Here is a 22,554-nt window from a genome sequence, read left to right as displayed (position 1 = left end):
CGGCACCTCAGCAACGCGGCACACGGGGTTTGCGGTGGCGTGCCCACGGGCTCGTAACTGAAGCAACACGCAACACAGTTGGACCCGAAGTGCGGGTTGACTACAGTGGTAAACGCATTGTTCGGCGCGGCTCGCTTTGCGATCGTATGGCGAGCGAGCGAGCGAGCGCGCAAGCGGGCCGGCCCGGACTTGATCGGCCTCGATGGGATGTCACGGGGAAACGGGGGAGAGGGCATCGTGCTGCCAGCGGACATGGTGGGGGGCGCGTCGGCGGCCAGAAAGGCGGACCTGGAGGCGAGTAACGAGGCGCTCAGGAAGTTCGTCTCCCAAGTGGACGGGGTGCTCCGGACACTTGAGGAGTCGGCAGGCAACCCGAAGAGGGTAGGAGCGCAGACAATCAAAGCCTCCTCACTGAGTAGCGGGCGCGCCGACGCCTTTCCTGAAGCGCGCAGTCTGTACACCCAGTACAACAGCGTCCATGAGCAGCTCACCACCTTGTCCAAGACGCTGCACCTTCACATCGAGGCGATCGGCATCGCGGTCAAGGGCGCGGCCCATGGCTACGAGAATCTCGACGACGAGCAGCGTCGTCGGTTCTGGGAGATCCGCTCGGAGATCAAGCAAATCGAGCAGAGGGCAAGTCGCCAGCACTCCGCCGAGAACGAGTCCGGGATGGGGGCCTGACGATGACAGACGAGCAGCACAGGGAAGACCTCGAGCGCGCCCGCAACCAGAACTCCTTCGCCGACATCGCTCGGTCTGCCGAGCACCCGGCCGGCAGCGGGTTCTTTTCCCGGCTGGTGACCGATCCCCTCCGAGCGGTGGTCGGATCCACCGCTCCTGGCAAGGCGGTCTTCGCCAGCACCGACTTCGCGGCGAAGGACCTCGACCTCAACGAGATGATCGACCTGGTCGAGCAGACGGACCCCGAGGATCTGGAGTCATCGGGCAACGCGCTGCTGGACGCGCGGACCGCCATCAAGGATGCGGCAGACACACTGCGTGACGACGTCAAGGGTGTCACGTGGGTCGGTGAAGGTGGCACGGCCTTCCGTGCGTGGAGCGAGTCGCTCGTCACGGGCTCGACCGACCTGAGCGAATTCGCCGGGAAGGCGGGCGACCAACTCGTCGCCGCCTCGATGGGCCTCTCATCGGTACGCAAGGCCATGCCTGGTCGTGACCCCAAGAACCTCAAGCGTCCGGAGAACTTCACTGAGGCAGAGAAGACCGCGAAGAAGGATGATTACGACGCCGCTGTGAAGGTGGAAAAGGACCGCCAAGAGGCGATCAACCAGATGAATCGGTTGGCGTCGTACTACGCGGTGTCGAGTCAGCAGCTCGCGGCGCTGCAGGAGAAGCCTCCGACATTCGGGACGGTGCCCAACGTCCCGGTGCCGGCGGCTCCCCGCGGGGAAGGATCCGCTGGGCCCGCTGAATCCGCCGGGTCTGCCGCAGCGAGTGGCAGCGCCGCGGCAGCCTCACGTCACGACGCGCCGGCTGAAGCAGCCGGGCGTCCAGGAGTGCAGAGGGCAAGCGATACAACAGTGCCGGGCGTTCCCGCCACTGGAACGGTCACCTATCCGGACGACTTCGTCGGTACGAACATTGACAGCGTCGGTACCTTGCCGCCGACCACCCAGCCGGTTACCGGGCCCGTTTCGCCGGTCACCGGTACCCCACCCGCAGTGAGTGGCCAATCGGGATCGTTCGACAGCTACGGGCCCTCAATCACCGGTCAGTCCCAGGGAAGGACCACGGGTGGGATTCGTGGACCGCGCACTCCCGCGTCCGCTCAGGGGCGCACTCAGCCCGGTCCGACCAATCCCGCCACCGGACGGACCTCGGGCCCTGGTGCCACCAACCCGATGGGGCGTCCCACGGCGTCCGGCCAGCCGCTCGCCAAGGGAGTCGGTGCTGGTTCGAAACCGTTCCCGATGGGGCACTCGGGCGTGTCCGGGGGCACCCCCCGGCCCGGCGGTATGACGGGAGCCCGAGCCAATGCCGGCCCGGCCGCGGGCATGGGCCGCGCGAACGGGGTGGTCGGAGGTCGGCCCGCAGCCACCGGGGGTGCCGGAGCGAAGAACGGGCCGCGAATTCCCCGGGGCACAGTGGTCGGCGCTGGTCCGACGAGCGGTCCCCGGTCGTCGAGCGGTGGTCCCGGACAACGTGGCGTCTTCGGCGCGCCTCAGTCCGGCGTGAAGCTCGGTGCCGGCTCAGGCGGTGCTTCTCGCGGCGGTGCCGGGGGCGGGGCCAAACCTGTGACAGGCACCCCGACGGGACGTAGCTCCGCTGTTCAGGCCGAGCGCAACGGCATGACGCAAGGCGGCGCGGGTCTCGCCCGTCGGCCTGGCCGCAAGGGCAAGCCCGGCGACGACAGAGAGCCGCAGGGATCACAGCGTCCCGACTATGTCGTCGAGGACGAGGAGACGCACCTGCCCAGCAAGCCGCGGCGCGATGTGCCGCCGGTCGTCAACTGAGTGCTAGCGAGGATTGACAACACCATGAAGTCAGTGACGACGCGCCTCGGGACACGGTGCGGCAGGTGGGCGCGTTCGTTGGGTGCGCTCTCCGGCGCTCTGGCTGCTCTGAGCATAGGGCTGACCCCGAATGCCTCTGCGGCTGACGCACAGTCGATGCAGTGGTACCTGGGGCCGATGAAGACCGACCAGATGTGGAACGTCAGCACGGGTGAAGGCGTCAAGATTGCCGTCATCGACACCGGTGTCAACCCGAACACGTCATCGCTGAAGGGCCAGGTCCTGACCGACGAGGTCCCCAGAGCTCTCGACTACCACGTCACCAAGGATTTCAGCGGCCATGGAACCACCATGGCGGAGCTGATCGTCGGCACAGGAGCAGGCGGGGGCATTCAGGGACTGGCGCCCGGCGCAAAAATTGTTCCGTACCGGGTCGCGCTCGAAGGGCTCGAGACGGATCCGACGGAGTACGCCAAGTCGCCTGATTCAGCAGAGGCTCTGAGAGCTGCGGCCGACAGTGATGCCAGAATCATCAACTTGTCCATCGGAGGCATGCACTCCGATGAGGGCGAGGAGGCCGTGAAATACGCTGCCTCCAAGGGCAAGCTGCTTGTCGCGTCAGTAGGGAACGACGGATTCCCCGACGCGCCGGCCATCTACCCTTACGTGCTGGGGGTTGCGGCAGTCGGCTCCTCCTACAACGTCTCAGACTTCGCCAAGAAGTCATCGCACGGCTTCGCCGACCTGGTCGCGCCCGGTGAAAAGGTGCCCGGGTGGTGCGACGAGACTTTCCGCTCGTACTGCGAGCAGCGCGGGACGAGCCACGCCACCGCCCTCGTCTCCGCCTCCGCCGCACTCATCTGGTCCGCCCATCCCGACTGGACCGTCAATCAGGTCACCCGAGCCCTGCTCGACACCGCCGGCCGTGGCTGGCCCAAGGACGAACCCAGCAAGTACGCGGGCTATGGAATGATCCGTCCGCGAGTCGTCCTGGCGGACCCCGACTACGACGCCGGCGCCCCGGACGTCGACCCGCTGGCGGAGATCAACGGGGGCGACGTGCTGGCCAAGGCAGGGGCACGGGACGCGAGCGACAGGGACGACACTGACAACTCCTCCTCCGCTTCTGCGGCAGCCGCGTCACAGTCCCCCGAAAAGGGCTCAGCCGACGGGACTTCGGCGGCAGGATCGGACGCGGAAGCGGCCGCTGACGACAACAGCAGCAGCACCCTGTGGATCCCCTTGGGCGCCGCAGCCGCAGTGATCGTGATCAGCGGTGTCGGCACCGCCGTGCTGCGGGCGCGGCGCGCGAGGTGACTGGACCAGCCACCCGAGCCGGGCGTACCCGGCCGTGAGCCACAGGGCCTACGGCTCGGTCTCAACACCGCGTTCACCTTCTCCAACAGGAGGTGACGTGGGACCGATCGACCAGACAACACACAGCGGAAGGGATGGCTGGCCATGGCGATGGACCAGAAGCTCGAAGACGCAGCAGTAGTCAAGCTGCAGAAGCAGATGTTCGAGAAGTACGAGGGCATCCGGAAGCGGGTGCACAAACTTCAGGGCGTCATCGACAGCCTCGAAGGCCAGTGGCAGGGCATCGGTCGCGCCGAGTTCGACCGGAAGCAGTACGAGATCAACGAGTCTCTGGCCAGGATCGGCAACATCCTCGGTGAGGTCATGGAGGCCATGACCACCACGCGCAACATCAAGGACAGCAAGGAAGACGAGGTCCGCGCGGCGGTCAACCGGATCAACCTCCAGGACGGTGCCCCCACGGTTCAGCCGTCGGCTTTCAACTCGATGTGAGCGGCCCTGACCCGAGGACTTCGGTCCGGGCTGAGGGCTTGGAGCACGACATCCCCCATATCACCCACCGCATACGAGTGAGACGAGGTAGGCAGGCATGAGCCGTAACGATGACGGTCTTTCCGTAACGTACGACGCGCTGGACTTCGCGGCCACCAACATCGGCAACGAGGCGAAGCAGCTCGAGCAAGACCTGGCGGAGCTCCGCAAGATGGTCGAGAGCAGCAAGCAGTACTGGGCGGGTCAGGCCCAGGGCTCCTTCGGCGACAAGCTGGCCCGCTGGGACAAGGAAGCCAACGACATCCACCAGGCGCTGACGGGCATCGGCCACGTCGTCGGCCAGTCCGGTGGTACGTACATGGAAGGCGACAAGAAGGCCGCCAGCTACTTCCTGTAAGAGGACGGCTGGTTCGCAGGACGAACACAGGGTGGGCGCGCGCGGGAGGCGTCCACCCTGCTGCGTGTGGGGGACGGGACGAGCGACGCAAGGGGGCAGGAGGGGAGCCGGCGTCGTGTGCGCGCTGCCGCCGCATGAGCTGGTGGCGCGGTTCCTGCCATGGCCCCCGAGCCCCGTACCCCGAGTCCCGTACCGAGCACAGCCGCGTCCGATGCCCAGCCACAGCAGTGGGCACCCGAACCCCGGGCGCTATGACTTAACGGCATCTCTCCGGCCGATCCCTCTCCCGACCGCCGCGATCAACGGCAACGGGGCCGCCCCGCCGAAGCGAAACGAAGCGAAACGACCCCGAAGCCGCCCGCCGCGCACGGGCGGTGCCCGTCACCGAAGCCCGTCCGCCACCAACGCCACCTGGACCAACGGCTTTCCCCGCTTCCGCGACACGAACACGCCCCGCCCCGCGGGCATCGGACGCGGCCGTACGCCGCCCAGCAGGTCGCCCTCGGCGGAGTCACCGGCGAGGACCACGCCCTGGGCGCCGAGCTCCTTCATGCGCTGCATGAACGGCTCGTAGCCCGCGCGGCCCGCGCCCGCGGTGGAGCGGGCGATGATGAAGCGGACGCCGACGTCCCGGGCGAACGGGAGCATGTCCGTGAGGCCGGCCAGCGGGTTGCCGCTGGACGTGGACACCAGGTCGTAGTCGTCGATGACGATGTACACGGTGGGGCCCTGCCACCAGCTGCGGTCGCGCAGCTGCTCGGGGGTGACGTCGGCGGTCGGCGTGCGGCGCTGCATCAGGTTGGCCAGCGCGTCCATGTGGTGCTGCATCTGGTTGGACATGGGGATGTACTCCGCCAGATGCGATTCCGGGGTCACGCCGAGCAGCGAGCGCCGGTTGTCGACCACGAAGAGCTTCGCCTCGTTGCCGTCGTGACGCGCGGTGATCTGCTGGATGAGCAGCTTGAGCAGGTTCGACTTGCCCGACTCGCTCTCGCCGAAGACGAGGAAGAACGGGTCCTGCTCGAAGTCGACGAACACCGGCTCGAGGTTGTCCTCGTCAAGAGCGAAGGCGACGCCGCGGTTCGGGAAGCGGTTGCCGGGCGGGAGTTGCTGCGCCGGGAACTCCCGGGGCAGCAGCCGCACCTCGGGGGCACCGGGCTGCTGCCAGTGCCGGGAGACCTCCGCGGCGAGCGCCTGCGTCGCCTCGGCCAGGTCGGTGTCGGAGGACAGACCGTCTATGCGGGGGACCGCCGCCATGAAGTGCTGGCGCTGCGGGGTCTGGCCGCGGCCTGGGACACCGGTCGGCACGTTGGCCGCGACCTTGCGGTCGAACTCGGAGTCCATCGGGTCGCCGAGCCGCAGTTCCAGGCGGTTCATCAGGTGGTCCTTGAGGTTGGAGCGGACCTCCATCGACCGCGAGGCGGTGAGGATCACGTGCATGCCGTAACCGAGGCCGCGCGCCGCGATGTCGACGACGGCCGGCTCCAGACCGTCGTAGTCCTGGCGGAAGTTGCCCCAGCCGTCGATGACCAGGAAGACGTCACCCCACGGCTGGTCGGTCGTGGAGATCTCACCGCGTGCGCGCCGGGTGCGGAACTCGGCGATCGAGGAGATGCCCGAGGTGCGGAAGTACTCCTCGCGGCGGGTCATGATGCCGTACACCTCGGCGACCGTGCGCCGGACCCTCTCCGGGTCGAGGCGTGAGGCGACGCCGCCCACGTGCGGCAGTCCCGCCACGGACGCCAGACCGCCACCGCCGAAGTCCAGGCCGTAGAACTGGACCTCCTGCGGGGTGTGCGTCAGCGCGAACGAGGCGACGATCGAGCGCAGCAGGGTCGACTTGCCGGACTGCGGGCCGCCGAGGATCTGCATGTGGCCGGCCGCACCGCCGAAGTCCGTCCACAGCGGGTCACGGCGCTGCTCGAACGGCTTGTCGACGAGGCCGACGGGGATCACCAGCCGGCCCGCGCCTTCGTAACCGGGCTGCGTCAGCCCGCGGCCGGGTACGGCGGCGAGGCCGGGCAGCAGGGAGTCCAGCGACGGCGGGCTGTCCAGCGGCGGCAGCCACACCTGGTGGGCCGCCGGGCCCTGTGCCTCCAGCCGCCGCACGATCACGTCGAGCACGGTGTCGGCGAGCGCGTCATCGGTCCGCTCGGGCTCCCCCTGCTGTCGCTGCTGCGGCACCGCCACGTACTGCACCGGTACCTGCGCCGCGGTGAACAGCACGGGCCGGCGGTCCACCGGGAGCGGACCGCCGTACGTCGCCGCCTGCTGGGCGCTGGAGCGGTACACGCCGGAGACGTACGCCGCCTTGAAGCGGACCATCTCGTCCGTGCCGTACTTCAGGAAGCCGGAACCGGGCACGTTCGGCAGCTCGTAGGCGTCCGGGACGCCGATCGCGGCGCGGGACTCGGCCGCCGAGAAGGTGCGCAGACCGATCCGGTAGGAGAGGTAGGTCTCCAGGCCGCGCAGGCGGCCCTCCTCCAGGCGCTGCGAGGCCAGCAGCAGGTGCACGCCGAGCGACCGGCCGATGCGGCCGATCTGCACGAACATCTCGATGAAGTCCGGTTTGGCGGTGAGCAGTTCGCTGAACTCGTCGATGACGAGGACGAGCGAGGGGATCGGCTGCAGCGCGGCACCGGCGGCCCGGGCCTTCTCGTAGGCGTGGATGTTGGCGTAGTTGCCCGCGTCGCGCAGCATCTCCTGGCGGCGGTTGAGTTCGCCGCGGATCGAGTCACCCATGCGGTCGACGAGGGTCAGGTCGTCGGCGAGGTTGGTGATGACCGCGGCCACGTGCGGCATCTGGGACATGCCCGCGAACGTCGCACCACCCTTGAAGTCGGCGAGGACGAAGTTCAGAGTCTCGGAGGAGTGGGTGACCGCGAGGCCGAGGACCAGGGTGCGCAGCAGCTCCGACTTGCCGGAACCGGTCGCGCCCACACACAGGCCGTGCGGCCCCATGCCCTCCTGGGCGGCTTCTTTGAGGTCGAGCATCACGGGCCGGCCGTCCTCGCCGACACCGATCGGCACGCGCAGCCGCTCCGACTGCGAACGCGGCCGCCAGGTGCGCCGCGGGTCGACGGCGGCGGCGTCCCCGAGGTTCAGCAGATCGGTGAACTCCAGGTTGGCCAGCAGCGGTTCGTCGTCGTCACCGCCGGAGGCCATCCGCAGCGGCGCCAGCTGCCGGGCCAGCGCCTCCGCCGCCTCGTAGGACAGCACGTCGGGTGTGCCCTCGTAGACCATGCCGTGCGCCGATTCCAGCCGCAGCTCGCGCGGGTGCACGACGACGGACAGGTCGCCGCGCCCGGTGGTGAGCTCGCCGGGTACGACCTCCAGGACGGTCACGCCCTGCAGTCCCTCGGGGCTGGCGAGCAGCGAGGTCGGCGGCAGGGAGACACCGTCCAGGACGACCACCACGTGCGGCTGTTCGGGCACCGGCGGCGCACTCGGGTGGAAGCGCGGGCGGCTCTGCAGCCTGGCACCCAGCAGGTCCTCCAGCTCGATGGGGTTCGTGGTGATCAGACGCAGGCTGCCGGCGCCGTCCGCCTCGCCTCTGGCCTGCACGTGCGGCAGCCACTTCGCCCACTCCCACTCGGGCGCGGACTCCCGCCCGGTGGCGACGGCGATGACGAGGTCCTCGGGGGAGTGGAGTGAGGCCAGGGCGCTGGTGACCGCGCGGGCGGCGCCGCGCACGGTGACCGGATCACCGCTGATCGACACGTGGTAGAAGGCCCGCAGGGAGACCGCCATCGGCAGATCGTCGAGTGTGCTGTGCGTGGCCAGGAACCGCTGCATGGCCCCCGCCGTCAGTGGCTCCAACTGGTCCACCGGGGCGGTCTCCGGCGCAAGCAGCGGGGTGGCCAGGGACTGCGCTCCGAGACCCACGCGCACCTGCCCGAAGTCCTCGTCGCCTGCGCGGCGTTCCCACACCCGGCTGCCCTCGGCGACCAGCGCCCACAGTTGCTCAGGCGAAGGGTGCAGGTAGTACTGGGCGTCGCGCTGCGCCTTGGCGGTTCGCTGTGCCGCACGCCGGGTCTGCGACAGGTACCGCAGGTAGTCGCGGCGGATGTCGGCGATCTGCCCCTGGCTGCCCCGCCGGTAGCGGATCAGCATCGCGATGCCCATCGCGATCGTGGAGGCCACCATGACCATGCCCATGATCTTCATGAAGGGCTGAGCCTGGGGGTTGAAGAAGAACACCACCGAACCGCCCATGCCGAGCATGGGCAGGAGCTGCATCAGGGCGCCTTCCCGCTCCCCGCGCGGCAGCTCCGGCGGAGGTTGCAGGACGACCTCGTTCGTGGGCACTTCCCGCGGCAGAGCCCGCGGTGGGCGCTTGACGACGATGTGGCTCACTTCGCACCAATTCCCCTTGCCGGAGCGACCGTTCCGTCCGCCGCCCCGTGTCCGGCGAATGTCGATCGCGAAGCGCGATCCTACTGACAACCACTGACATCGGTGGGCGGTAGGGTGCCCGTGAGACCAGTGAGCAGTTGCGAATCGGGCGCGGGAAAACCAGACCTTGCGCACTGATCGTCAGGGGGTTCGCCGCCTGCTCACGCGCGACGGGGCGTACGGGACCGACGGCGCGGCCGGCAAGGCGCAACCCACACGGCATCGTTACAGGCGGTCGCGCGCTCGACACCGCGAACGCCGCACCATCGACGAGGGGGAACAGCAGGTGAGCATGACGGCCTCCGCGCCGACCGGCGCGACCGGCGGAGCGGGCACCGGAGCCCCTTCCGGGGCGGGCACCGGGTTCGGATTCTGCCGAGTCACCATCGTGGCGCCCGACAGCCGTGTGGACGTCGCGCTGCCCGACGACGTGTCAGTCGCCGACCTCTACCCGGAGATCCTGCGGCTCTCCCGGCAGAGCCCCGCCGAGGGCGCCCCGGTCGGCTACCACCTCGTGCGCCGGGACGGCACCGTCCTCGACGCAGCCCGCTCCTTCGCCGCTCAGCGCATCCTCGACGGCGAGCTGCTGACGCTGCGTCCGTTCGCCGAGTCGCTGCCCCCGGCGGTCCACGACGACGTCTCCGAAGCGGTCGCCTCCGCCGTGACCGAGGACCGCACACTGTGGAGCGGCACCCTCACCCGCGCCGCCGGCCTGGTCGCCGGCGGGGTCCTGCCCGCACTGCTCGCGTTCGTGGTCTGGAGTTCGGAGATCCGCCACGACATGAACAGCCTCCAGGGCATCCTGGCCGCCGTCACCGGTCTCCTCCTGGTCACCGTCGCGTGCGTCCGCGCGCGCGTCTACGACGACCGCGGCTCGGCCGTCGCCCTGGGCCTGGGTGCTCTGCCGAACATCGCCGTGGCCGGCTCCGGACTGCTCCCGCTGTCGGAGGGGCAGGGCATCGGACGCCTGCAGTTCCTGCTCGCGTGCGCGGCCGTCCTCGTCGCCGCCCTGGTCCTCACGCTGGTGTCGCCCAGCGGCGACGGCCCGTTCGTGGCGTTCGTGTTCGCCTCCGCTATCGGCCTGCTGACCACGTTCGTCGCGATGCTCACGCAACTGAAGCCCATCGAGACGGCAGCCGTCTGCGCCCCGCTCGCGGTCTGCGCCCTCGCGTTCCTGCCCGGTCTGTCCATGCGCTTCGCCCGGCTGCCCATCGGCTTCGAACCGCCGAACCCCGGCCGCGGCTACACCACCGAGGAGCCCACCGGCCGGCACGAGCCCGTCGACGCCCGGCGCATCGCCGCCCAGGTCCGCCGCGGCCACGAACTCCTCGTCGGTCTCGTCGGCGGCTGTGCGCTCGTCACGGTCGGCGCGTCCATCGTGCTCGGCTTCTCCGAGAACGTGTGGGCGCAGCTCCTCGCCCTCGCCACGGGCATCGCCATGCTGATGCGGGCCCACCTGTTCCGTTACACCGCGCAGGTCGGCGCCACGCTCGCCGCCGGTCTCGCCGCCCTCGTCTTCCTCGGCCTCGGGCTCGCCCTGAACCCGCCCGTGGAACTCCTGCGCGACGCGCTCCAGGGCGACACCACCGGCCTCGACGTCCGCTCGGTGTGGCTCGCCGCAGCGATCGCCGCCACCGCCGCCCTGCTGACCGGAATCGGCCTGATCGCATCCCGTAGCGGCGTCACCCCCTTCTGGGGGCGCTTCACGGAGATCGCCGAGACCTTCGTCCTGCTGACGCTGATCCCGCTGGCGCTCGCCGTGTTCGACGTGTACGCGTCCGCGCGGTCCATGGCCGGCAACTGAGCCGCCGTCCGCGAGACCGGCGAAGCGGCCGCGGCCGTCAGCCGAAGCCCTGGGTGTGCCGGCCGGAAGCGTCGCCCACACGGGTGATCGGTCGATGCCCGCGCGTGCGGAGCGGCAGCACTGGCCGTCGAGGTATGCGGGAAGTGCGCCAAGACGGCGACGCGCGCACGCGTGTGCCACCGCACCACCTTGCCCGCGCCGGGCGCGAGCCGGGCTCCCACGGGGCATCAGCACCGTCGACGCCCCGGCCCCCGGCCCGTACCCGGCCGAACGACCACGCACGCGCGTGTGGCCCCCGACCAGGACCCGCACGCGCGTGACCCAAAGCCATGGACCCGCGCGCATAGCCCACGGCCATGGACACGGCCATGGACCCACGCGCGCACAGCCCACGGCCATGGACACGGCCAAGGACCCACGCGCACCCGCCCTACGGACGGACCCACGCGCGCCTACCCGCTACTCCCCGGCCCCCGGCTCCAGATCGAACTCCCCGTCCCGCGCCCCCAGCACGAACGCCCGCCACTCCGCCTCCGTGTAGCGCAGCACCGTGTCCGGGTCGAGCGAGGACCGCATCGCCACGGCCCCCTCGGGCAGGTACGCGATCTCGACCCGCTCCTCGTGCTCCTCGGCGCCCGGCGCGCAGTGCCACTCGACACCGGAGATGTCGAGGGCGTAGAGCTCGTCGCGCTCCCGCTCCTTGCGTGCCTTGATCTCCTCAGCCGTCTCCGCCATGCCGCAGCGACCCCTTCCCGACGTACGAACGATCCGAGCCCGCCCACCCTAGTGGCCCGCTCCGCTCCGCCGGGGGGTTCGCGGGACCAGGGCAAAGAGGGCCCCGACCGCCTGGTACCCTGGTCGACGGCCGTTTGTGTACGCACCCCCGGAGCCCCGCGCTCTGGAGGCCGCGCCCAGCGGATCCCCGCCTCCCGAGTAACGGAAGCTCCCCCGAGACACAGACCGGGGGCACTCGGTGGCCACACAAAGACTACGAGGAGTACGCGTGCCGCTCGACGCCGCTACGAAGAAGCAGATCATCACCGAGTTCGGCCAGAAGGAGGGCGACACCGGCTCCCCCGAGGTCCAGGTCGCCATGCTCTCGCGCCGCATCTCGGACCTGACGGAGCACCTCAAGACCCACAAGCACGACCACCACTCCCGTCGTGGTCTGCTGATCCTGGTCGGTCAGCGCCGCCGCCTTCTCCAGTACCTGGCGAAGAAGGACATCCAGCGCTTCCGTGCGCTGGTCGACCGCCTCGGCATCCGCCGCGGTGCGGCGGGCGCCAAGTAAGACGCCGTGAAGGGAGCGGTTCCCGGGAGAAACGGGACCGCTCCCTTTGCTGTACGCACGGAACTGTACGTGCGGAGTGTCACCACCCCTTTGTAGTGTGGTAGCACAACGCCATACGGACGACACAGCGTGACGGCGCCCCGACACACGGACAGGGGCGGGTCACGCACCACGCACGAGGAGAAGCGCACCTCGCCGCCGCCGGTCCTCGGTAGTGGCCCCCGGGGGGAAGTGAGCCCCGGGTGCTTCGATCGAAGACCGGCCCGCACCAGACGGAGCGCTTCTCCGCCACCGCCCCCCGGCCACACGGGCACGAGGGGCGAAAGACGACAAGTAACGGAGAAATTGCTAGTGGAGAACGAGACCCACTACGCCGAGGCCGTCATCGACAACGGCACCTTCGGCACCCGCACCATCCGCTTCGAGACGGGCCGCCTGGCCAAGCAGGCCGCAGGCTCCGCCGTGGCGTACCTGGACGACGACACCATGGTGCTGTCGGCCACCACCGCCTCCAAGAACCCCAAGGACCAGCTCGACTTCTTCCCCCTCACGGTGGACGTCGAGGAGCGGATGTACGCCGCCGGCAAGATCCCCGGCAGCTTCTTCCGCCGTGAGGGCCGTCCCTCCGAGGACGCCATCCTCACCTGCCGCCTGATCGACCGCCCGCTGCGCCCCTCCTTCAAGAAGGGCCTGCGCAACGAGATCCAGGTCGTCGCCACGATCATGGCGCTCAACCCCGACCACCTGTACGACGTCGTGGCGATCAACGCCGCCTCCGCGTCCACGCAGCTGGCCGGCCTGCCCTTCTCCGGTCCGATCGGCGGCGTCCGCGTCGCGCTGATCCGCGGCCAGTGGGTGGCGTTCCCGACGCACACCGAGCTCGAGGACGCCGTCTTCGACATGGTCGTCGCGGGCCGCACCCTGGAGGACGGCGACGTCGCGATCATGATGGTCGAGGCCGAGGCCACCGAGAAGACCATCCAGCTGGTCAAGGGCGGCGCCGAGGCCCCGACCGAGGAGGTCGTCGCCGCCGGTCTGGAAGCCGCGAAGCCCTTCATCAAGGTGCTGTGCAAGGCCCAGGCCGACCTCGCCGCGAAGGCCGCCAAGCCGACCGCCGAGTTCCCGATCTTCCTCGACTACCAGGACGACGTCCTGGAGGCGCTGTCCGCCGCCGTCCGCCCGGAGCTCGCCCAGGCGCTGACGATCGCGGGCAAGCAGGAGCGCGAGGCGGAGCTGGACCGCGTCAAGGCGCTCGCCGCCGAGAAGCTCCTGCCGGAGTTCGAGGGCCGCGAGAAGGAGATCTCCGCCGCGTACCGCTCGCTGACCAAGCAGCTGGTCCGCGAGCGCGTGATCAAGGAGAAGAAGCGCATCGACGGCCGCGGGGTGACGGACATCCGCACCCTCGCCGCCGAGGTCGAGGCCATCCCGCGGGTCCACGGCTCCGCCGTGTTCGAGCGTGGCGAGACCCAGATCCTGGGCGTCACCACCCTCAACATGCTCCGCATGGAGCAGCAGCTGGACACCCTCTCCCCGGTGACCCGCAAGCGCTACATGCACAACTACAACTTCCCGCCGTACTCCACCGGTGAGACCGGCCGCGTCGGCTCCCCGAAGCGCCGCGAGATCGGCCACGGCGCCCTCGCCGAGCGCGCCCTCGTGCCGGTCCTGCCGACGCGCGAGGAGTTCCCCTACGCGATCCGCCAGGTCTCCGAGGCGCTGAGCTCCAACGGCTCGACGTCCATGGGCTCGGTCTGCGCCTCCACCATGTCGCTGCTGAACGCCGGTGTGCCGCTGAAGGCCCCCGTCGCCGGTATCGCCATGGGCCTGATCTCCCAGGAGATCGAGGGCGAGACGCACTACGTCACCCTCACCGACATCCTCGGTGCGGAGGACGCCTTCGGCGACATGGACTTCAAGGTCGCCGGCACCAAGGAGTTCGTCACCGCCCTCCAGCTCGACACCAAGCTGGACGGCATCCCCGCCTCCGTCCTGGCCGCCGCCCTCAAGCAGGCCCGCGACGCCCGCCTCCACATCCTCGACGTGATGATGGAAGCGATCGACACGCCGGACGAGATGTCCCCGAACGCCCCGCGGATCATCACCGTCAAGATCCCCGTGGACAAGATCGGCGAGGTCATCGGCCCCAAGGGCAAGATGATCAACCAGATCCAGGAGGACACCGGCGCCGAGATCACGATCGAGGACGACGGCACGATCTACATCGGTGCCGCCGACGGCCCGGCCGCCGAGGCCGCCCGCGCCACGATCAACGGCATCGCCAACCCGACGATGCCCGAGGTCGGCGAGCGTTACCTCGGTACGGTCGTGAAGACCACCACCTTCGGTGCCTTCGTCTCCCTGCTGCCCGGCAAGGACGGCCTGCTGCACATCTCGCAGATCCGCAAGCTGGCCGGCGGCAAGCGCGTGGAGAACGTCGAGGACGTGCTCGGCGTGGGCGCCAAGGTCCAGGTCGAGATCGCCGAGATCGACTCCCGCGGCAAGCTCTCCCTGATCCCCGTGATCGAGGGCGAGGACAGCTCGGACGAGAAGAAGGACGACGCCGACCAGTGACGTCCCGTGGCTCCGAGGCGACGGCCCGCACCTCTTCGGAGGCGCGGGCCGTCGCCCGTACCCAAACCCTCATCAACGGCGAGAACGGCATCGGCACGGTCCGCAAGACCACCCTCCCCGGCGGCCTGCGCATCGTCACCGAGACCCTGCCCTCGGTCCGCTCCGCGACCTTCGGCATCTGGGCGCACGTCGGCTCCCGCGACGAGACCCCCGCGCTGAACGGCGCCACGCACTACCTCGAGCACCTGCTCTTCAAGGGCACGAACCGCAGGTCCGCCCTGGACATCTCCGCCGCGATCGACGCGGTCGGCGGCGAGATGAACGCGTTCACGGCGAAGGAGTACACGTGCTACTACGCGCGCGTGCTCGACACCGACCTGCCGCTCGCCATCGACGTCGTCTGCGACATGCTGACCGGCTCGCTCATCCGCGAGGAGGACGTCGACGTCGAGCGCGGCGCCATCCTCGAAGAGATCGCCATGACCGAGGACGACCCGGGCGACTGCGTGCACGACCTGTTCGCGCACACCATGTTCGGCGACAACCCCCTCGGCCGCCCGGTCCTCGGCACGGTCGACACGGTCAACGCCCTCACCGCCGACCGCATCCGCCGCTTCTACAAGAAGCACTACGACCCGACCCACCTGGTCGTCGCCTGCGCCGGCAACATCGACCACGCCAAGGTCGTCCGGCAGGTCCGCGCCGCCTTCGAGAAGGCCGGCGCCTTCAAGGACCTCACCGCCCACCCCGTCGCCCCCCGCAGCGGCAGCCGCGCCCTGCGCACCGCGGGCCGGGTCGAGCTGGTCGGCCGCAAGACCGAGCAGGCGCACGTCGTGCTCGGCATGCCGGGCCTGTCCCGCACCGACGAGCGGCGCTGGGCCCTCGGCGTGCTGAACACCGCCCTCGGCGGCGGCATGTCCTCCCGCCTCTTCCAGGAGGTCCGCGAGAAGCGCGGCCTGGCCTACAGCGTGTACTCGTACACCTCGGGCTTCGCCGACTGCGGCCTGTTCGGCGTGTACGCGGGCTGCAGGCCGTCCCAGGTGCACGACGTGCTGAAGATCTGCCGCGACGAGCTCGACCAGGTCGCCGAGCACGGCCTCTCGGACGACGAGATAGGGCGTGCGATCGGCCAGCTGCAGGGCTCCACGGTCCTCGGCCTGGAGGACACCGGCGCGCTGATGAACCGCATCGGCAAGAGCGAGCTGTGCTGGGGCGAGCAGATGTCCGTCGACGACATGCTCTCCCGCATAGCGGCGGTCACCCCGGACGACGTCCGCGCGGTCGCCCGCGAGATCCTGGGACGGCGGCCCTCCCTGTCGGTCATCGGCCCGCTGAAGGACAAACAGGCGGCCCGCCTGCACGACGCCGTCGCCTGACAACCCCTGGTGAAAGAAGCACACGAGATGAGCAAGCTGCGCGTGGCGGTCCTCGGCGCCAAGGGCCGGATCGGCTCGGAAGCCGTACGGGCCGTCGAGGCCGCCGAGGACATGGAACTGGTCGCCGCCCTGGGCCGGGGCGACTCGCTTCAGACGCTGACCGACTCCGGCGCCCAGGTCGCGGTCGAGCTGACCACCCCCGACTCCGTCATGGCCAACCTCGACTTCCTCGTGAGCCACGGCATCCACGCGGTCGTCGGCACCACCGGCTGGACGGACGAGCGTCTCGCGCAGCTGAGGGGCTGGCTGGAGAAGTCCCCGGAGACCGGTGTGCTCATCGCGCCGAACTTCTCCATCGGGGCCGTCCTGACCATGAAGTTCGCGCAGATCGCCGCCCCGTACTTCGAGTCGGTCGAGGTCGTCGAACTGCACCACCCGAACAAGGTCGACGCCCCCTCCGGCACCGCCACGCGCACCGCCCAGCTCATCGCCGAGGCCCGCCGCGCCGCCGGCACCGCCCCGGCCCCCGACGCCACGGCCACCGCCCTGGACGGCGCCCGCGGCGCCGACGTCGACGGCGTCCCGGTGCACGCGGTCCGGCTGCGCGGCCTGCTCGCCCACCAGGAGGTGCTGCTGGGAGCCGAGGGCGAGACCCTGACGGTCCGGCACGACTCGCTCCACCACAGCAGCTTCATGCCGGGCATCCTGCTCGGTGCCCGCCGCGTGGTGAGCACCCCGGGCCTGACCTTCGGCCTGGAACAATTCCTGGACCTGAGCTGAGCCGCGGACCGTCATGCGCGCCAAGCTCACCTACGCCCTCACGGCCGCCGTCCTGGTCGTCTACTTCGTCCTGGTCGGCAGCCGCGGCGTGCTGCTCATCGAGACCGGCACGCCCCTCACCGTGACCTTCGGGGTCGCGGTGCTGGTCCTGCCGGTCATCGGCCTGTGGTTCCTGTGGAAGAACACCCAGTTCGTCCGCCGGGCCAACGCCCTCGCCGCCGAACTCGACGCCGAGGGCGGCCTGCCCGTCGACGAGCTGAAGCGCACCCCGAGCGGGCGCATCGACCGGGACTCGGCCGACGAGGTCTTCGCCCGGCGCAAGGCCGAGACGGAGGCCGCCCCCGACGACTGGCGCAGCTGGTTCCGCCTCGCCGTCGCCTACCACGACGCGCGCGACACCCCGCGCGCCCGCAGGGCGATGCAGCGCGCCATCGCCCTGCACGACGGCAAGCAGCCCGAGACGGCCTGAACCAACCAGGACCCGCACAGCCCGCACAGGCCGGAGGGGCCGGACCGCGTACGGTCCGGCCCCTCCGGCCTGTCACGGAGAACCACGCAGCACCTCAGTGCGGGCGGTACTCCTCCGCCCAAACCTCCACCGAGTCGGCCGCCCGGTCGAAGGCCTCGGCACGGCCCAGGAAGTCCGCGTCGTGCGTGGACATCAGCGGCGGCACACCCTCCGACGCCCGGCCCCGCCGCTCGAGCAGCAGCGCCTGGCCCTGCACGGTCCGGGGCAGCCCCAGCCAGCGCACCGGCTGCTGCACCGTGCGCACGGCGACGACCTGCTCCCAGGGCGCCGTACGTGTCGTGAGGAAGCCCACGTGGCGCAGCCCTCGCGCGCTCACCCACACGCCCACGCGCAGCAGCCGCAGCGCCGCGGCGATGACGAGCAGCGCCAGAGCGAAGACCAGCCCGGCCGAGGCCGGTTCGGCCGTCGCCGCGATGATGACGGCCGCGAACAGCACGAACGAGGCGAGCAGCAGCGCGAGCGCCGCCGCCCCCACACGCCACGGCCCGGGCCGGTACGGTCGCCGCCAGCGGTCACGGTCGTCGTAGGGCAGCGGAACGTCGTCCGTCGCCTCGAAAACGCGATCGGCCGTCAGAAAGGGCAGGGGCACGGCGGGTCCTCACTCGATCCATGCGTGGGCTGTGCCCGGTGAGGCTACCGATCTGTGTCCCCGGTCACCACCGTCGGGGGCCGGATGGAGTCACCGCCCTCCAGGGGCGGTTCAGCGCCTCTCGGACGCCTGCGACTGCTGGGGCTGCTGACCCGACTGGTCGGGCGTCAGCGCGGGCGTCCCGATGACCAGGGACCCCACGAGCCCCGCCACGATGGTGAGTCCCAGCAGCCAGCGGCTCGCCAACTGGCCGGCGGACGGCTTCTCTCGGGGTGGGGGAGTGACATTGCTGCGGAACCTGTCGGCCTCGGCGACGAAGGCGAACGGTACGGGTTCACGCCGACCGGACATCAGGGGTGCGTCTCCCTTCAGGGTGGAACGGATCACTCTCGTCCGTAAGACGAACGAGCTCCCCCAGAGGTGCCCTCTTTCACCGACTTCATCGCGACACGTCACTGAACGTAGAGTGGCGTCGCCCAGAGACGTAACGGAAGGCCCTGCGAACCGTGACCGAGACCCCCGACGACGACTTCAAGATCGACTTGCGCAGCGATGTCACCGTCGAGCTGGTGAAACACAGCGCGGCCGACGCCGACGTGCTGTTCGCAGCGCGGGTGTCCACCCTGGGGGAGCAGTCCCTCGAGGAACTGCAGAAGGACCCCGAGCGCTCGAAAGGCCTGATCAACTTCCTCATGCGGGACCGGCACGGCAGCCCGTTCGAGCACAACTCCATGACCTTCTTCGTGAGCGCGCCGATCTTCGTCTTCCGCGAGTTCATGCGGCACCGCGTCGGCTGGTCGTACAACGAGGAGAGCGGCCGCTACAGGGAGCTCCAGCCGGTCTTCTACGTTCCGGACACCTCGCGGAAGCTGATCCAGCAGGGGCGCCCGGGCAAGTACGAGTTCGTCGAGGGCACTCCCGAGCAGCACCAGCTCGTCGGTGCGGCCATGGAGGACGCCTACCGCCAGGCGTACCGGCAGTACCGGCAGATGCTCGCCGCCGGCGTGGCCCGCGAGGTCGCCCGGGCCGTCCTCCCGGTCGGGCTGTACTCGTCGATGTACGCCACCTGCAACGCCCGCTCGCTGATGCACTTCCTCGGCCTGCGCACCCAGCACGAGCTGGCGAAGGTCCCGTCCTTCCCGCAGCGCGAGATCGAGATGGTCGGCGAGAAGATGGAGGCCGAGTGGGCCCGGCTCATGCCGCTCACCTACGCCGCCTTCAACGCCAACGGACGAGTGGCGCCGTGACGCGACCAGGTTCCCCGGTCGAGCACAGATGTACGGTTCAGCCGTGCGAAGTGTCCGTATTGCGGCATTTCGCGAAGTTCATCTAGCCTGATCAAACGGGCCCGGCACTGCTTGAACCCCCGAGCAGGCAGTGCCGGGCTCCACCTTTGTCATGACTTGTCGCGTCCCCCGAGGGCAGACCCGGTCCTGAGCAGCGAGTAGCGTGTAACCCATGGCTCCGACCTCGACTCCGCAGACCCCCTTCGGGCGGGTCCTCACCGCCATGGTCACGCCCTTCGCGGCGGACGGCGCACTCGACCTCGACGGCGCTCAGCGACTCGCCACCCACCTGGTGGACGCAGGCAACGACGGCCTGATCATCAACGGCACCACCGGCGAGTCCCCGACCACCAGCGACGCGGAGAAAGCGGACCTCGTACGAGCCGTCCTGGAAGCCGTCGGCGACCGCGCCCACGTCGTGGCCGGAGTCGGCACCAACGACACCCACCACAGCATCGAACTCGCCCGCGCGGCCGAGCGCGCCGGCGCACACGGCCTGCTCGTCGTGACGCCGTACTACAACAAGCCCCCGCAGGAGGGCCTCTACCGGCACTTCACGGCCGTCGCCGACGCCACCGGCCTGCCGGTCATGCTCTACGACATCCCCGGCCGCAGCGGCGTCCCCATCAACACGGAGACGCTCGTCCGCCTCGCCGCGCACCCGAGGATCGTCGCCAACAAGGACGCCAAGGGCGACCTCGGCCGCGCCAGCTGGGCCATCGCCCGCTCCGGCCTCGCCTGGTACTCCGGCGACGACATGCTGAACCTGCCCCTGCTCTCCGTCGGCGCCGTCGGCTTCGTCTCCGTCGTCGGCCACGTGGTCACCCCCGAGCTGCGCGCCCTGGTCGAGGCCTACATCTCGGGCGACGTCCAGAAGGCCACGGAGATCCACCAGAAGCTGCTCCCCGTCTACACCGGCATGTTCCGCACCCAGGGCGTGATGACCACCAAGGCGGCGCTCGCCCTCAAGGGACTGCCCGCCGGACCCCTGCGCGCCCCCATGGTCGAATGCGCGCCCGAGGAGATCGAGCAACTCAAGATCGATCTTGCCGCCGGCGGGGTACAGCTCTGACACCAGACTTCGCGCGGAACCTCGCGCATGTGCTTCACAACTGAATAAGCGGGCCACCGGTGCCCGCACCACACCGAACACGACAATTGCTTCTGCACGAACGTCACGCGCGCCACGTGCCCACCGGTACGTGGCGCGTGTGGTGAGGAGAGTCTTTTGAGTCATCCGCATCCTGAACTCGGCTCGCCCCCGCCGCTCCCCGAAGGCGGCCTGCGGGTCACCCCGCTCGGCGGCCTCGGCGAGATCGGCCGGAACATGACCGTCTTCGAGTACGGCGGCCGCCTGCTGATCGTCGACTGCGGCGTGCTCTTCCCCGAGGAGGAGCAGCCCGGGATCGACCTGATCCTGCCGGACTTCTCGTCCGTCAGGGACCGCCTCGACGACATCGAGGGCATCGTCCTCACGCACGGCCACGAGGACCACATCGGCGGCGTCCCCTTCCTCCTGCGCGAGAAGCCGGACATCCCGCTGATCGGCTCCAAGCTGACCCTCGCCCTGATCGAGGCCAAGCTCCAGGAGCACCGCATCCGCCCGTACACCCTCGAGGTCGTCGAGGGGAACCGCGAGCGCATCGGCCCCTTCGACTGCGAGTTCATCGCGGTCAACCACTCCATCCCGGACGCGCTGGCCGTCGCCATCCGCACCCCGGCCGGCATGGTGGTCCACACCGGCGACTTCAAGATGGACCAGCTCCCGCTGGACAGCCGCCTCACTGACCTGCACGCCTTCGCCCGCCTGAGCGAGGAGGGCATCGACCTCCTCCTGTCGGACTCCACGAACGCCGAGGTGCCGGGATTCGTCCCGCCCGAGCGGGACATCTCCAACGTCCTGCGCCAGGTCTTCGCGGGCGCCCGCAAGCGCATCATCGTCGCGAGCTTCGCCAGCCACGTGCACCGCATCCAGCAGATCCTGGACGCCGCGTACGAGTACGGCCGCCGGGTCGCCTTCGTCGGCCGCTCCATGGTCCGCAACATGGGCATCGCCCGGGACCTGGGCTATCTGAAGGTCCCGCCGGGCCTGGTCGTGGACGTCAAGACGCTCGACGACCTCCCGGACAACGAGGTGGTCCTGGTCTGCACGGGCTCCCAGGGCGAACCGATGGCGGCCCTGTCCCGCATGGCCAACCGCGACCACCAGATCCGCATCGTCCAGGGCGACACGGTGATCCTGGCGTCGTCCCTGATCCCCGGCAACGAGAACGCGGTCTACCGCGTGATCAACGGCCTCACCCGCTGGGGCGCCAACGTGGTCCACAAGGGCAACGCCAAGGTCCACGTCTCCGGCCACGCGTCCGCCGGCGAGCTGCTGTACTTCTACAACATCTGCCGCCCGAAGAACCTGATGCCGGTCCACGGCGAATGGCGCCACCTGCGCGCCAACGCCGAGCTGGGCGCCCTCACGGGTGTCCCGCACGACCGCATCGTCATCGCCGAGGACGGCGTCGCCGTCGACCTCGTCGAGGGCAGGGCGAAGATCTCCGGCAAGGTCCAGGCGGGCTACGTCTACGTCGACGGCCTCTCCGTCGGTGACGTGGGCGAGCCGGCCCTGAAGGACCGCAAGATCCTCGGCGACGAAGGCATCATCTCGGTGTTCGTCGTCATGGACTCGTCCACCGGGAAGATCACCGGGGGCCCGCACATCCAGGCCCGCGGCTCCGGCATCGAGGACTCCGCCTTCGGTGACGTGGTCCCGCGGATCACGGAGGTCCTCGAGCGCTCCGCCCAGGACGGCGTGGTCGAACCCCACCAGCTGCAGCAGCTGGTGCGCCGCACGCTCGGCAAGTGGGTCTCGGACAACTACCGGCGCCGGCCGATGATCCTGCCTGTGGTGGTGGAGGTCTGACGGCCCGTCGGTCCTGAGCTCGGCCCAACTGGGAGCGGGGCGCCTCGATTTGCATCGAGGCGCCCCGCTCCAGTAGGTTTACAACTCCTTCCGACGGGGCACCCGGGCCGACTCAGGCACCGGGACCATGCCCGGCCGGGGAGGGAAATCCGACTCAGAAACCTCTGATAAAGTCGGATGCGCCGGAAAGGGAAACGCGGAAGCGGGAACCTGGAAAGCACCGAGGAAATCGGATCGGAAAGATCTGATAGAGTCGGAAACGCAAGACCGAAGGGAAGCGCCCGGAGGAAAGCCCGAGAGGGTGAGTACAAAGGAAGCGACCGTTCCTTGAGAACT

General features: G+C 69.7%; 18 protein-coding genes. 14 read left to right on the top strand and 4 right to left on the bottom strand.

Translation table 11 applies throughout. From position 1 onward, the window contains the following. Positions 1-237: 237 nt before the first annotated feature. From ABZY20_RS18400 to ABZY20_RS18380, 5 genes are all read left to right on the top strand, one after another. A complete protein-coding gene (locus ABZY20_RS18400) occupies positions 238-684 on the top strand; it encodes a DUF2563 family protein (protein WP_356442574.1) in 447 nt (148 codons plus the stop codon). 2 nt (positions 685-686) lie between these two features. Continuing rightward, positions 687-2,477, top strand: a complete 1,791-nt coding sequence (locus ABZY20_RS18395) for a hypothetical protein (protein ID WP_356442573.1) — start codon at positions 687-689, stop codon at positions 2,475-2,477. A 24-nt stretch (positions 2,478-2,501) separates the two neighbouring features. Continuing rightward, positions 2,502-3,794: a S8 family serine peptidase gene (locus ABZY20_RS18390; protein WP_356442572.1), complete on the top strand. Its 1,293-nt coding sequence runs from the start codon at positions 2,502-2,504 to the stop codon at positions 3,792-3,794. 144 nt (positions 3,795-3,938) lie between these two features. Continuing rightward, complete coding sequence (locus ABZY20_RS18385; RefSeq protein WP_356442571.1) at positions 3,939-4,286, top strand: WXG100 family type VII secretion target; 348 nt, start codon at positions 3,939-3,941, stop codon at positions 4,284-4,286. 97 nt (positions 4,287-4,383) lie between these two features. Then, positions 4,384-4,683: a WXG100 family type VII secretion target gene (locus ABZY20_RS18380; RefSeq protein ID WP_356442570.1), complete on the top strand. Its 300-nt coding sequence runs from the start codon at positions 4,384-4,386 to the stop codon at positions 4,681-4,683. Positions 4,684-5,064: 381 nt separating this feature from the next. On the opposite strand, the gene eccCa is transcribed toward ABZY20_RS18380, so the two are convergent. Next, on the bottom strand, positions 5,065-9,039 hold the full coding sequence (gene eccCa / locus ABZY20_RS18375) for a type VII secretion protein EccCa (RefSeq protein WP_356442569.1): 3,975 nt from the start codon (positions 9,037-9,039) through the stop codon (positions 5,065-5,067). 331 nt (positions 9,040-9,370) lie between these two features. Between eccCa and eccD the strand changes: the two genes are divergently transcribed. Then, complete coding sequence (gene eccD, locus ABZY20_RS18370; protein ID WP_356442777.1) at positions 9,371-10,882, top strand: type VII secretion integral membrane protein EccD; 1,512 nt, start codon at positions 9,371-9,373, stop codon at positions 10,880-10,882. Between the two features lie 459 nt (positions 10,883-11,341). Here the strand turns inward: eccD and ABZY20_RS18365 are convergent, their stop codons facing one another. Further along, complete coding sequence (locus ABZY20_RS18365) at positions 11,342-11,617, bottom strand: DUF397 domain-containing protein (protein ID WP_356442568.1); 276 nt, start codon at positions 11,615-11,617, stop codon at positions 11,342-11,344. A gap of 268 nt (positions 11,618-11,885) precedes the next feature. Between ABZY20_RS18365 and rpsO the strand changes: the two genes are divergently transcribed. The 5 genes from rpsO to ABZY20_RS18340 all read left to right on the top strand — a co-directional run bounded on the left by rpsO (position 11,886) and on the right by ABZY20_RS18340 (position 17,369). Continuing rightward, a complete protein-coding gene (gene rpsO / locus ABZY20_RS18360) occupies positions 11,886-12,173 on the top strand; it encodes a 30S ribosomal protein S15 (protein ID WP_003993372.1) in 288 nt (95 codons plus the stop codon). Positions 12,174-12,524: 351 nt separating this feature from the next. Continuing rightward, complete coding sequence (locus tag ABZY20_RS18355; RefSeq protein WP_356442567.1) at positions 12,525-14,744, top strand: polyribonucleotide nucleotidyltransferase; 2,220 nt, start codon at positions 12,525-12,527, stop codon at positions 14,742-14,744. Continuing rightward, a complete protein-coding gene (locus ABZY20_RS18350) occupies positions 14,741-16,120 on the top strand; it encodes a pitrilysin family protein (RefSeq protein WP_356442566.1) in 1,380 nt (459 codons plus the stop codon). The genes ABZY20_RS18355 and ABZY20_RS18350 overlap by 4 nt, the downstream gene beginning before the upstream one ends. A gap of 27 nt (positions 16,121-16,147) precedes the next feature. Further along, a complete protein-coding gene (dapB, locus tag ABZY20_RS18345; RefSeq protein WP_356442565.1) occupies positions 16,148-16,900 on the top strand; it encodes a 4-hydroxy-tetrahydrodipicolinate reductase in 753 nt (250 codons plus the stop codon). A 13-nt stretch (positions 16,901-16,913) separates the two neighbouring features. Then, positions 16,914-17,369 (top strand): hypothetical protein, encoded by a 456-nt coding sequence (locus tag ABZY20_RS18340; RefSeq protein WP_356442564.1) that lies wholly within the window; start codon positions 16,914-16,916, stop codon positions 17,367-17,369. Positions 17,370-17,463: 94 nt separating this feature from the next. On the opposite strand, the gene ABZY20_RS18335 is transcribed toward ABZY20_RS18340, so the two are convergent. After that, positions 17,464-18,018, bottom strand: coding sequence for a hypothetical protein (locus tag ABZY20_RS18335; protein ID WP_356442563.1), 555 nt, complete (start codon positions 18,016-18,018; stop codon positions 17,464-17,466). Between the two features lie 111 nt (positions 18,019-18,129). Next, positions 18,130-18,369 carry a hypothetical protein gene (locus tag ABZY20_RS18330; protein WP_356442562.1) on the bottom strand — a complete coding sequence of 80 codons (240 nt, stop codon included), beginning with the start codon at positions 18,367-18,369 and terminating at the stop codon, positions 18,130-18,132. 155 nt (positions 18,370-18,524) lie between these two features. Here ABZY20_RS18330 and thyX point away from each other — a divergent pair, with 155 nt between their 5' ends. The 3 genes from thyX (at position 18,525) to ABZY20_RS18315 (ending at position 22,218) form a co-directional block, all read left to right on the top strand. After that, complete coding sequence (gene thyX, locus ABZY20_RS18325; RefSeq protein WP_356442561.1) at positions 18,525-19,265, top strand: FAD-dependent thymidylate synthase; 741 nt, start codon at positions 18,525-18,527, stop codon at positions 19,263-19,265. Positions 19,266-19,476: 211 nt separating this feature from the next. Continuing rightward, positions 19,477-20,376: a 4-hydroxy-tetrahydrodipicolinate synthase gene (dapA, locus tag ABZY20_RS18320; protein WP_356442560.1), complete on the top strand. Its 900-nt coding sequence runs from the start codon at positions 19,477-19,479 to the stop codon at positions 20,374-20,376. Positions 20,377-20,532: 156 nt separating this feature from the next. Next, a complete protein-coding gene (locus tag ABZY20_RS18315; RefSeq protein ID WP_356442559.1) occupies positions 20,533-22,218 on the top strand; it encodes a ribonuclease J in 1,686 nt (561 codons plus the stop codon). Positions 22,219-22,554 lie beyond the last annotated feature (336 nt).

It is taken from the genome of Streptomyces sp. NPDC006624 (genome assembly GCF_040611555.1).
In the GTDB taxonomy this organism is placed as follows: Bacteria; Actinomycetota; Actinomycetes; order Streptomycetales; family Streptomycetaceae; genus Streptomyces.
This window is presented reverse-complemented; position numbering and strand designations above follow the sequence as displayed.